General features: G+C 66.6%; 8 protein-coding genes. 7 read left to right on the forward strand and 1 reads right to left on the reverse strand.

The window, feature by feature from the left end; genetic code table 11:
• The 3 genes from XH93_RS13565 to XH93_RS13575 all read left to right on the forward strand — a co-directional run bounded on the left by XH93_RS13565 (position 1) and on the right by XH93_RS13575 (position 5,351).
• Positions 1 to 957, forward strand: a complete 957-nt coding sequence (locus XH93_RS13565) for an ABC transporter permease (protein ID WP_194473889.1) — start codon at positions 1 to 3, stop codon at positions 955 to 957.
• Positions 954 to 1,838 (forward strand): ABC transporter permease, encoded by an 885-nt coding sequence (locus tag XH93_RS13570; RefSeq protein WP_194473890.1) that lies wholly within the window; start codon positions 954 to 956, stop codon positions 1,836 to 1,838. Before XH93_RS13565 ends, XH93_RS13570 begins: the two co-directional genes overlap by 4 nt.
• Before the next feature lie 210 nt (positions 1,839 to 2,048).
• Entirely contained in the window at positions 2,049 to 5,351 is a 3,303-nt protein-coding gene (locus XH93_RS13575; protein WP_194473891.1) for a carboxyl transferase domain-containing protein, read from the forward strand.
• Positions 5,352 to 5,616: 265 nt separating this feature from the next.
• On the opposite strand, the gene XH93_RS13580 is transcribed toward XH93_RS13575, so the two are convergent.
• Positions 5,617 to 7,254, reverse strand: a complete 1,638-nt coding sequence (locus XH93_RS13580; protein WP_194473892.1) for an NAD(P)/FAD-dependent oxidoreductase — start codon at positions 7,252 to 7,254, stop codon at positions 5,617 to 5,619.
• A gap of 233 nt (positions 7,255 to 7,487) precedes the next feature.
• Between XH93_RS13580 and XH93_RS13585 the strand changes: the two genes are divergently transcribed.
• From XH93_RS13585 to XH93_RS13600, 4 genes are all read left to right on the forward strand, one after another.
• Positions 7,488 to 8,711 carry a cytochrome P450 gene (locus XH93_RS13585; RefSeq protein WP_194473893.1) on the forward strand — a complete coding sequence of 408 codons (1,224 nt, stop codon included), beginning with the start codon at positions 7,488 to 7,490 and terminating at the stop codon, positions 8,709 to 8,711.
• A gap of 116 nt (positions 8,712 to 8,827) precedes the next feature.
• Positions 8,828 to 10,429, forward strand: coding sequence for a GMC family oxidoreductase (locus XH93_RS13590; RefSeq protein WP_194473894.1), 1,602 nt, complete (start codon positions 8,828 to 8,830; stop codon positions 10,427 to 10,429).
• 7 nt (positions 10,430 to 10,436) lie between these two features.
• Positions 10,437 to 10,886, forward strand: a complete 450-nt coding sequence (locus tag XH93_RS13595; protein ID WP_194473895.1) for a hypothetical protein — start codon at positions 10,437 to 10,439, stop codon at positions 10,884 to 10,886.
• Positions 10,887 to 11,109: 223 nt separating this feature from the next.
• Positions 11,110 to 12,129 carry a S1C family serine protease gene (locus XH93_RS13600; protein WP_194473896.1) on the forward strand — a complete coding sequence of 340 codons (1,020 nt, stop codon included), beginning with the start codon at positions 11,110 to 11,112 and terminating at the stop codon, positions 12,127 to 12,129.
• Positions 12,130 to 12,275: the final 146 nt, after the last annotated feature.

The following is a 12,275-nucleotide window of genomic DNA, read 5'->3' on the forward strand; positions in this document are numbered from 1 at the left end:
ATGGCGCGACGGTCACCGGTCAGGGTCGTCGGCAGCCGCCTGTTGCAGGCGCTGCCGGTGATTTTGCTCGCGACCTTCATGGTGTTTGCGCTGCTGAAGCTGGTGCCCGGCGATATCGCCGTGACCTTGGCCGGCGACAACGCCACCGACGCACGCATCGCCGAGATCAAGAACATCTACGGCCTCGACCGTCCGTTCCTGGTGCAATACGGCGCCTGGCTCGGCAAGGTCGCGCAGGGCGACCTCTCGCAATCGCTGCTGTCGGGCGAGAAGGTCGCCAACTCGATCGGCCGCGCGTTCCCCAACACGCTGCTGATTGTCGTGATCGCGATGCTGCTGGCGCTGCTGACGGGCATCCCGATGGGCGTGCTCGCCGCGATCAAGCCGAACGGCTGGGTCGACAAGGCGGTCAGCCTGATCGCCTCGCTCGGCGTCGCCATCCCCGGCTTCTGGCTCGCCATGATCCTGGTGGCGGAATTTTCCCTGAAGCTGAACTGGCTGCCGGCGACCGGCGCAAAATCTTTCAGCGCCTCGCCGGTCGAGGCGGTCAGGCACGCGCTGCTGCCGGGGATTGCGATCGCGGCTTACGGCATGGCCGAGGTCGCGCGCCAGCTGCGCGGCGCGCTGCTGGAGGTGCTGTCGTCACAATATGTCCGCACGCTGCACGCGAAGGGGCTGTCGATGTCCCGGATCCTCTGGCAGCACGGGTTGAAGAATGTCAGCGTCAACCTGCTGACCATCATCAGCCTCTTGGTCAACCGCATGCTGGCGGCGACGGTGGTGATCGAGGCGGTGTTTGCGATCCCCGGCCTCGGCAGCCTGATCGTGCGCGGCGCGATCCAGCGCGATTTCCCGATCGTGCAGGGCGTCGTCTTCACCATGGTGGTCGTCGTCATCGCGGTCAACCTGGTCACCGACCTGCTCTGTGCCGCGGTCGATCCGAGGATCGAGCAATGACCGACACGGCGCTCGCGTCCCTGAAGGCACCGGCACGGCCGACGCGGCTGCGCCGCCTCGTGCGCTGGCTGGTCGGCGATCTCCGCGCCGCGCTGTCGATTCTGGTGCTGCTGGTGCTGGTCATCGTCGCGATCGGCGCGCCGTGGATCGCGCCCTATGCGCCGACCGCGCAGGACGTCAACAACATGCTGGCGCCGCCGGGGCCCGCGCATCTGCTCGGCACCGACGATCTCGGCCGCGACGTGCTGTCGCGCCTGATCTACGGCGCGCCGGCCACCGTCTATGCCAGCCTGCTCGCGGTCGGCGTTGGATTTCTGATCGGGCTGCCGGTCGGCCTGGTCGCCGGCTATTTCGGCGGCTGGATCGACGACATCATCAGCCGCGTCATCGACACCTTCTTATCCTTCCCCGCGATCGTGCTGGCGATCGCGGTCACCGGCGCGCTCGGCATCGGGCTGACCAACGGCATGATCGCGGTCGGCATCACGATGTTCCCGGCGCTGGCGCGCATCGTCCGCGCCCGCACGCTGATCGTGCGGCAGGAGCTCTATGTCGATGCCTCCAGAGGCTTCGGTGCGCCGACCTGGCATGTGCTGTGGCGCCACGTGCTGCCGAACACGCTGCAGCCGGTGATCGTGCAGGTGACGCTGCTGCTCGCCGCGGCGCTGCTCGCGGAAGCCAGCCTGTCGTTCCTCGGCCTCGGCATCCAGCCGCCGAACCCGAGCTGGGGCGCCATGCTGGCGCGTGCCTACCAGTACATGGAGATCGCGCCGGAGCAGATGTACGCGCCGGGCCTCGCCATCCTCGTCGTCTCGCTCGCCTTCAACGCGCTGGGAGAATCCTTGCGTATCGTGCTCGATCCGACCATGAAGGATCGCTAGTGGTGCAAATGCTCGCTGCTTGCCGCGCTCCGTTCACCTCGCCCCGCTTGCGGGGAGAGGTCGAAGCCGAAGCGAAGCGCAGGCTTCGGGTGAGGGGGACTCTCAGCGATCTCGCTGGTGGAGAGTCCCCCTCACCCGAAATTCGCGCTGCGCGCAAATTTCGACCTCTCCCCGCAAGCGGGGCGAGGTAAGCAACGCACGGAACCGACCATGTCCTTCAAGAAATTGCTGATCGCCAACCGCGGAGAAATCGCTATCCGCATCGCCCGCGCCGCGAGCGAAAGCGGCCTTGCCACGGTCGCGATCTATCCCGCTGACGACGCCGCCTCGCTGCATGTCCGCGCGGCCGAGGAGGCGCGCGAGATCCCCGGCCATGGCGCGCGGGCCTATCTCGACATTGAGGCGGTCGTCGCGGCGGCCAAGGACGCGGGCTGCGATGCGCTGCATCCGGGCTACGGCTTCCTCAGCGAGAATGCAGCGCTGGCACGGCGCTGCGCGGAGGAGAAGATCACCTTCGTCGGCCCGTCGCCGGAAGCGCTCGATCTGTTCGGCGACAAGGCCACGGCAAAGGCGCTGGCGAGAAAATGCGGCGTGCCTGTTATCGCCGGCACCTCGGGCGCGACCTCGCTCGACGAGGCAAAAGCCTTCTTCGATTCGCTCGGGCCCAATGCTGCCGTGATGATCAAGGCGATCGCCGGCGGCGGCGGCCGCGGCATGCGGGTGGTCGAGGACACTGCAAAACTCGCGGAGGCCTATGCGCGCTGCCAGTCGGAGGCCAAGGCGGCGTTCGGCAGCGATGCCGTCTATGTCGAGCGGCTGATCCGCAAGGCGCGCCATATCGAGGTACAGATCATCGGCGACCGCTTTGGTGCGATCTCTCATCTCTGGGAGCGCGAATGCACCATCCAGCGCCGCAATCAGAAGCTGATCGAGGTGGCGCCGAGCCCGTCGCTCAGCGATGGCCTGCGCGCCCGTATCATCGAGGCGGCGAAGCAGCTCGCCGTCGCCGCCCGCTACGACAATCTCGGCACCTTTGAATTCCTGGTCGATGACGAGGCCGGCGAAGGCGAGGGCGCGTTCGCCTTCATCGAGGCCAATCCGAGGCTGCAGGTCGAGCACACCGTCACGGAAGAAGTGCTCGGCGTCGACCTGGTGCGCTCGCAGCTCGCGGTCGCCGCCGGCGCGACGCTGGCCTCGCTCGGCCTCGCGCAATCCGCCGTGCCGCTGCCGCGCGGCTACGCCATGCAGCTTCGCGTCAACATGGAGGTGATGGACGAGAAGGGGGTGACAAAACCGACTGGCGGCACGCTGGCTGTATTCGACCTGCCGTCCGGGCCCGGCGTCCGCGTCGACACGTTCGGCTATTCCGGCTACCGCACCAGCGCCGCCTTTGACTCGCTGCTGGCCAAGGTGATCGTGCACTCGCCAAGCCCGAAATGGTCCGACGTGGTGCATAAGGCCGCGCGGACCTTGCGCGAATTCCGCATCGGCGGCGTTGCCACCAACATCCCGTTCCTCGGCGCGGTGCTAGCGCACCAGAGTTTTGCTCGCAACAAGATCAGCACCAATTTCATCGACACGCACGTCGCGGCGCTGGTCGGTGCGGCCGAGAATCTTGCCAAGCCGCTGGTCGAAGTGGCTGAGGCGGCTACGACCAAAGCCGCGGTCGCCGAGACCGCACCGGAAGGATCACTACCGGTGCCCGCGCCGCTGCAGGGCACGATCGTGACGATCGAGGTCGCGGAGGGCGATCTGGTCCGGCCCGGCCAGCAGATCGCTGTGCTGGAATCGATGAAGATGGAGCATCTGGTCACCGCCCCGCATGGCGGACGAGTGACGAAGATCGCCGGCGGCCCGGGCCTCACGCTGATGCATGGCGAGCCGATCCTGTTCATCGAGCCGGCCGAGGTCGACGGCCATACCGCGGAGGCGGAGGCCGCGATCGACCTCGATCACATCCGCCCTGATCTGGCCGAGCTGATCGCGCGCAAGGCGATCACGCTGGACGAGAACCGCCCCGCCTCCGTGGAGCGCCGCCGCAAGACCAACCAGCGCACGGCGCGCGAAAACGTCGCGGATCTGGTCGACGAGGGCTCGTTCGTCGAATACGGCTCGCTCGCGATCGCGGCGCAGCGCCGCCGCCGCAAGGTCGAGGACCTGATCAAGAACACGCCGGCCGACGGCCTGATCGCCGGCGTCGCTACCGTCAACGCGAAGCATTTCGGCCCCGAGGGCGCGCGCTGCATGGTGATCGCCTACGACTACACCGTGCTGGCGGGCACCCAGGGCCACATGAACCACAAGAAGATCGACCGCATGCTCACGCTGACCGAGCAGTGGCGCCTCCCGCTGGTGTTTTATGCCGAAGGCGGCGGCGGCCGTCCGGGCGATACCGACCGGCTCGGCATGACCGGTCTCGACGGCCCGTCCTTCGTGCAGTTCGCAAAGCTCTCCGGCCTCGTGCCTGTGGTTGGCATCGTCTCCGGCTACTGTTTTGCCGGCAACGCTGCGATGCTCGGCGTCTGCGACGTCATCATCGCCACCAAAAATGCCTCGATCGGCATGGGCGGTCCGGCGATGATCGAGGGCGGCGGGCTCGGCGTCTATCATCCGGCCGAGGTCGGACCGGTGTCCTTCCAATCGCCGAACGGCGTGATCGACATTCTGGTCGAGGACGAGGCCGAGGCGACGACGGTGGCGCAAAAATACCTGTCCTATTTCCAGGGCGCGGTGAAGGACTGGACGGCGCCGGACCAGCGGCTGCTGCGCCGCGCGATCCCGGAGAACCGGCTGCGGGTCTACGACATCCGCACCGTGATCGATCTGCTCGCCGACGAAGGCTCGGTGCTGGAGCTGCGCCGCGATTTCGGCGTCGGCATGATCACCGCCCTGATCCGCATCGAGGGCAAACCGTTCGGCCTGATCGCCAACAACCCAAAGCATCTCGGCGGCGCCATCGATGCGCCGGCCGGCGACAAGGCGGCGCGCTTCATGCAACTGTGCGACGCCTTCGACGTCCCGCTCATCTCGCTGTGCGACACGCCCGGCTTCATGGTCGGCCCGGAGGCCGAGAAGACCGCGATCGTGCGCCATGTCGCGCGGATGTTCGTCACCGGCGCCAGCATCACCGTCCCGCTGTTCGGCATCGTGCTGCGCAAGGGCTACGGTCTCGGCGCGCAATCGATGATCGGCGGCGGCTTTCACGCCTCGTTCTTCACGGTGGCGTGGCCGACCGGCGAATTCGGCGGCATGGGCCTCGAAGGCTACGTCCGCCTCGGCTTCCGCAAGGAGATGGAGGCGATCGAGGACCCGGTTGAGCGCGAGAAATACTTCCAGACCAAGGTCGCCGAGCTCTACGCCAACGGCAAGGCGGTCTCGATCGCCTCCGTGCTCGAGATCGACGAGGTGATCGACCCCGCCGACACCCGGCACTGGATCATGGCGGGCCTTCGCTCGGTGCCGAAGGTCGAGCCGCGCACGACGCGGAAGCGGCCGTGCATCGATGCGTGGTGAGATGATGGCGGTGCCGCGAAAGTGAGGTGAGCACGCTCGTCAGGCTCCCTCTCCCCTTGCGGGAGAGGGTGGGGAGAGGGGTAGCCCCGGGTTCAGCTGACCGACGCGGACATCGCTATCGCAACTTCGCTCTTCAGTCGTCTTTGAATGCGGAGAGTGCACGCCGTGTGGCACCCCTCTCCCTAACCCTCTCCCGCAAGGGGAGAGGGAACCCGACCAGTGCGCGTCCCTCACACGCTCCGGGGCAGCCCCGTCGCTGCGAGAGCTACTCCAGCCGCAACTCCACATACCCCTTCGCCGCGACCTCGTCGCATCGTGCGCGGTAAGCCGGCGCGCTGCCGCTGTAGCGGGCGACGATGCGCCTTTGCTTGCCGTCGACGTTGCGGTTGATGCCGGTCATCCAGGAATCGACCTCGTTGGAGAGCAGGCCGACGCCGAGCGCCTTGACGTGATCGGTCCAGGCGGCGGTGCCCGCCGGCGTGGCGTCGAGCAGGGTCAGGCCCTTCGCGGTCGCGAAACGGAGCAGGCCGGTGACCCAGTCGACGCTGTATTCGATGCTGCGCGGGATGTTGCCGAGCGCGGTGTGCGGGCCCATCAGCATCATCATGTTGGGGAAGCCGTCGACCATCAGCCCGAGATAGGTCTCCGGCCCGTGCGTCCATTTCTGCTTCAGCCGCGCGCCGCCGCTGCCGCGAAAATCGATCGCGTCAAAACTGCCGGTGATGGCGTCGAAGCCGGTGGCGTAGATGATGATGTCGAAGGCGTAGTCGTTTTCGGTGGTGCGGATGCCCTCCGGCGTGATCCGCTCGATCGGCGTTTCGGTCAGGTCGACCAGATCGACATTGTCCTGGTTGTAGACCTCGTAATAGAAGGTCTCGAGCGGCACGCGGCGGGTGCCAAAGCCGTGATTCCTGGGGATCAGCTTCTCGGCCACCGCCTGGTCCTTGACCCGCTCGCGGATCTTTCGCGCGATGAAATCGCTGATCGTCGCATTCGCCTTGCGGTCGATCAGGATGTCCTTGAAATTGCCCTGCCAGATGCCGAAGCCGCGCTCGCCATACAGCTTCTCATAATTCGCCTCGCGCTCCGCATCGCTGACCTCGAAGGCGCCGCGCGGATCGGGCGTATGGATGAAGCAAGCGAAGGTCTCCTGGCAGCGCGCAAAGATCTCGGGATAGCCGGCCTTGATCTTCGCCTGCGTTGCGGCATCGATTTTGCCGTTGTGCAGCGGCGCGGCCCAGTTGGCGGTGCGCTGGAACACGGTGAGGTGGCCGACTTCGCTCGCGATGGTCTGGATGGTCTGGATCCCGGTGGCGCCGGTGCCGATCACCGCGACGCGCTTGCCGGCAAAGTCGACCTTCTCCTTCGGCCAGCGCGCGGTGTGGAAGGATTGGCCCTTGAAATCGTCGCGGCCCTCGATGCGCGGCAGCGTCGGCGTCGACAGCGGGCCGATCGCGGTGATCAGGAAGCGGCAGCTGTGCCGTGCGCCGCTTGCCAACGTGACGTCCCAGCTACGCGTCGCGTCCTGGTAGATCGCGGCGGTGACGCGACTCTCGAACTGGATGTCGCGGCGCAGATCGAACTTGTCGGCGACGTAGTTGCAGTAGCGCAGCGTCTCCGGCTGGCCGGCGAAATGCTCGGACCACTCCCATTCCTGCAGCAGCTCTTTCGAGAACGAATAGCCGTAGGAATAGCTCTCGGAATCGAAGCGCGCGCCGGGATAGCGGTTCCAGTACCAGGTGCCGCCGACGCCGGTGCCGGCCTCGAACACCCGCGTCTTCAGCCCGAGCTCGCGCAGCCGGTAGAGCTGATACATGCCGGACAGCCCGGCGCCGATGACGATGACGTCGTAGTCCAGCGCCGCCGTCTGCGGCGGAGTTGTGTCTTGACGCTGTGCGGCCACCTGGCGCTGCTCCCCGGCTCAATGATTGCTGGCAAGGCTAGCCGGTCTCGCCGCCGCCGACAAACATTGCAAAGCGGGGCTGCTATCGCGATTTGCCGGGTTCGCCGTCCCAGATGCGACATTCCGTGCGGCGGACGCACGCCCCACGGCTTTACTCCGCCGCGGGATTCCCTCTATCGTTCCGGCAACACGATCGCCCACGAAGCGGCGACGGAACCGGCGGGAGGCAAGCGATGGGAGAGGCGCTGCGCAGGCCGACGTCTTCGGACGTCAGCGACCCCCACCTCTATCAGGACGACACCTGGCGCCCGCTATTCGCGCAACTGCGTCGCGACGATCCCGTGCATTACTGCGAGGCCTCGCCCTACGGGCCGTATTGGTCGGTGACGCGCTACGACGACATCTTTGCGGTCGAGCTCGATCACCAGAATTATTCCTCCGCCTCCGAGCTCGGCGGCATCCAGGTCGCCGATCAGCCGAAGGGCCAGGAGCGGCCGAGCTTCATCCGGATGGACCCGCCCGGCCACACCGCGCAGCGCCGCACGGTGGCGCCGATCGTGGCGCCGTCGAACCTCGCCAATTTCGAGGCGCTGATCCGCACCCGCACATCCGCCGTGCTCGACGCGCTTCCGCGTGGCGAGACGTTCGACTGGGCGGAGCGGGTCTCGGTCGAACTCACCAACATGATGCTGGCGACGCTGTTCGATTTCCCCTTTGAGGATCGCGCCAAGCTGACCTGGTGGTCGGATGTCGCGATCGCCAATATCGAGTCACCGGACGCGGTGGTGCATTCGGAGGCCGAACGCACCGCCGAGCTGATCAAGATGGGCGAATATTTCCGCAAGCTGTGGGACGCCCGGATCGATGCGCCGCCGACCTTCGACCTGGTCTCGATGCTGGCGCATTCGCCGGCGACGCGAAACCTGGAGCCGCGCGAGTTCATCGGCACCATCGGACTGCTGATCGTCGGCGGCAACGACACCACGCGCAATTCCATGAGCGCGGGGCTGTTGGCGCTGTGCGAAAACCCCGAACAGTTCGAGCTGGTGCGCGCCCGGCATGAGCTGATCCCGAACCTCGTCTCCGAGACCATCCGCTACCACACGCCGGTGCTGCACATGCGCCGCACCGCGCGCAACGATGTCGAGCTCGCCGGCCGCCGGATCAAGCAGGGCGACAAGGTGGTGATGTGGTACATCTCCGGCAACCGCGACGAGGACAAGATCGAGCGCGCCGACGAATTCATCATCGACCGTGCCAAGCCGCGCCAGCATCTCGCCTTCGGCGCCGGCATCCACCGCTGCGTCGGCGACCGCCTCGCCGAGCAGCAACTCCGCATCCTCTGGGAGGAGGTTCTGGCGCGTGATCTGCGTTTCGAGATCATGGGCCCGCCGCAAAGGCTCTATTCCAATTTCATCCGCGGTATACGAAGCTTGCCGGTGAGAATCGTGAATTGAATTTTGTTTGCAAGTCATTCCGGGGCGCGCGAAGCGTGAACCCGGAATCTCGAGATTCCGGGTTCGATGCTTCGCATCGCCCCGGAATGACGGGATGGTGAGAACAAGGAACAAGAATGAAGAACGATCCCGTTGACGTCCTGATCATCGGCGCCGGCGCCTCCGGCGCCGCGGTGGCCTGGAGCCTCGCCGACACCAGGATGCATATCCTCTGCCTCGATCAGGGCGGCTGGATGAATCCATCAGAATATCCGAGCACCGGCCGCGACTGGGAAGCGAAGTTCTACGGCGAATGGTCGTCGAGCCCGAACGTCCGCAAACGGCCGGAGGATTACCCGATCAACGACGACAACTCGCCGATCAAGGTGGTGAACTACAACGCCGTCGGCGGCTCGACCGTGATGTACACCGCGCACTGGCCGCGGCTGCATCCATCGGATTTCAAGGTGAAGACGCTCGACGGCGTCGCCGACGACTGGCCGATCGACTACGACGCGCTCACCCCGTTCTTCGAGGAGAACGACCGCATGATGGGCACTTCGGGCCTATCGGGCGATCCGCTGTCGCCGCTGTCGCATCCGCCGATGCCGCCGCAACCGCTCGGCCTGTCCGGTCCGCTGATCGGCCGGGCAATGAACAAGCTCGGCTGGCACTGGTGGCCGTCGGACACGACGGTCGCGACGATGGACTACGAGGGCAGGGCGCGCTGCATCAATCTCGGCCACTGCACGCCGGCCTGCGCGCAGGGCGCGAAGGCGTCGACCGACATCACCTACTGGCCGCATGCGATCCGCGCCGGCGTCGAGTTGAAGACGCATTGCCGGGTGCGCGAGATCCTGACCAACGACGAGGGCATGGCGACCGGCGTCGTCTACTACGACAAGGACGGCGTCGAACAGTTTCAGCCCGCCGAGGTCGTGATCGTCGCCTGCAACGGCGTCGGCACGCCGCGGCTGCTGCTCAACTCGGTCTCGGGAAAATTTCCGAACGGGCTCGCCAACTCGTCGGGCCTAGTCGGCAAGAATTTGATGTTCCATCCCTATGCGCAGATCTACGGCTATGTCGCCGAGCCGACCGACTCCAACCGCGCGCCGCCGACCTGCCTGTGGAGCAAGGAGTGGTATGACACCGACCTCTCTCGCGGCTTCGTCCGCGGCTACGGCGTCCAGTTCGTGCGCGGCGCAGGGCCGGTGTTCGAGGCCGTGGTCAGCGAGCAGAAGGGCATCTTGCCCTGGGGCAAGGATCACCACCGCGTCTTCCGCAGGCTGAACGGGCACCGGCTCGGCTTCTCCGCGATCTGCGAGGATCTTCCCGAGGAGCACAACCGCGTCACCCTGGATCCTGAACTGAAGGACGGCCACGGCATTCCCGCGCCGAAGATCGACTACACGATCAGCGAGAACAGCCGGAAGATGATGGACCACGCGCTGGCACGCGGCCGCGAGGTGCTCGAAGCCGCCGGCGCGACCGATCTGTGCATCAACTCGCCGATCCCGTGGGGCGGCTGGCATCTGCTCGGCACTGCGCGGATGGGTACCGATCCTGACCGTTCCGTGGTCAACGAATGGGGCCGCTCGCACGACGTGAAGAACCTGTTCATCGTCGACGGCAGCATCTTCGTCACCTCGGGCGGCGTCAACCCGACCTCCACCATCCAGGCCCTCGCGCTCTACATCGCCGACCAGATGAAGCAGCGCCTAGCCAACCTGTTCGATTGAGACCGACATGTCCGACAGCAAAGAACTGACCGCAGCAGAGCGTGCCGACCTCCGCACCGTCGCCGCGATGATCATTCCCGAAAGCTCCGAGTACAAGGTGCCGGGGGCCGACGACCCCGCGATCCAGGCCGACATGCTGGCGACGCTCGGCCGCGACGCCGCGTTGGTGGCGAGGGCGCTCGACCACCTGGCGAAGCTTGCCGGCAAGCCGCTCGCCGAGCTCGACGAGGTGAAGCGCGACGCGGTGGTGCAGGAGTTTCGTGCCGCCGGCGGAGCGCCGGCCGCTACGCTGGTCCGGGTCGTGCTGCAATGCTACTACCGCGACGACCGCGTGCTACGCTCGCTCGGGCTCGAGCTGCGCGCCCCATTCCCGAAGGGTCATGTGCTGCCGGACGGCGACTGGTCGCTGCTCGATCCGGTCAAGGCCCGCGGCGGCACGCTGCGGCGGGCGTCGTGATGTGAGGCGGTCTGGTTCACCTCTCCCCGACGGGGAGAGGTCGATTTGTGTTAGCAAATCGGGTGAGGGGCCGCGGCGCGAATGAGGGACCACAGCCCCTCACCCGGCGCTACGCGCCGACCTCTCCCAAGGGAGAGGTGAAGGCGGGCAGGGCTGCGCGGCGGGTAACCACTTGCGGCGGCGGGAACCGGTCACCATCTGAGGAGACCAAAGGAATCTCGCCATGCTGGATTTTACCTCAGATGCCGCCGGTGACAGGCCGTCACCGCGGACGGCCGATGCTGCCCCGGATGACCGGGTGTTGCTGGATGCCTATTCCAATGCCGTGATCGACGTCACCGAACGGGTCGGCCCGGCCGTGGTCCGGGTCGAGACCGGGCCGAAAGTGCGCAACGCGCGCGAGCGCGGCGGGCTCGGCTCGGGCATCGTGATCTCGCCCGACGGGTTCGTGCTGACCAACAGCCACGTGGTCGGCTCGTCGAGGGAGATCCGGCTGCGCGACACCGAGGGTTTCGTCACGGACGCCCATGTGCTCGGCGTCGATCCCGACACCGACCTCGCGCTGCTGCGCGCCGATGGCGCGCGCGATCTGCCCTATGCCTCGCTCGGCAATTCCAAGACCTTGCGGCGCGGCCAGCTCGTGGTCGCGATCGGTAATCCGCTCGGCTTCGAATCGACGGTGACCGCCGGCGTGGTCTCGGCGCTGGGACGCTCAATCCGCTCGATCAGCGGACGGACCATCGAGGACGTGATCCAGACCGATGCCGCGCTCAATCCGGGCAATTCCGGCGGGCCGCTGGTGTCGTCGCAGGGCGAGGTGATCGGCATCAACACCGCGATCATCAACGGCGCGCAGGGCATCTGCTTTGCGGTCGCCAGCAACACCGCGCAGTTCGTGCTGTCGGAGATCATCCGCCACGGCTATGTGCGCCGCGCCTTCATCGGGGTCGCCGGCCAGACCGCGCCGGTGCCGCGGCGTCATGCCGTGCTCGCGGGTGTCGAGAACAAGATGGGCGCGCTGCTGATGCAGATCGAGCCGGACAGCCCCGCGGCGCGGGCAGGGCTATTGCCGGGCGACGTCGCGATCAGGCTCGACGGCGTCGAGATCCACGGCGTCGACGACCTGATCCGCGCGCTCGATCACAGCCGGATCGATCGGAAGCTGTCGATGGACGTCCTCCGCCTCGGCCGTCTCCGCGCGATCGACATCCATCCAATCGAACGGAAGCCCGCGAAGCAGTGAGGGCGAAGCGGTAGTGAATGAGAGCCCATCCGCGGGCTCCGCTGCACCCTCTCCCCCTGTGGGAGAGGCTCGCTTCGCGTAGCGAAGCGGGGTGAGGGGTATCTCTCCGCGAGCGCATCTGTGGAGACAACCCCTCATCCGGCGCT

Source organism: Bradyrhizobium sp. CCBAU 51753 (assembly GCF_015291565.1).
GTDB classification, from domain to species: Bacteria; Pseudomonadota; Alphaproteobacteria; order Rhizobiales; family Xanthobacteraceae; genus Bradyrhizobium; species Bradyrhizobium ivorense.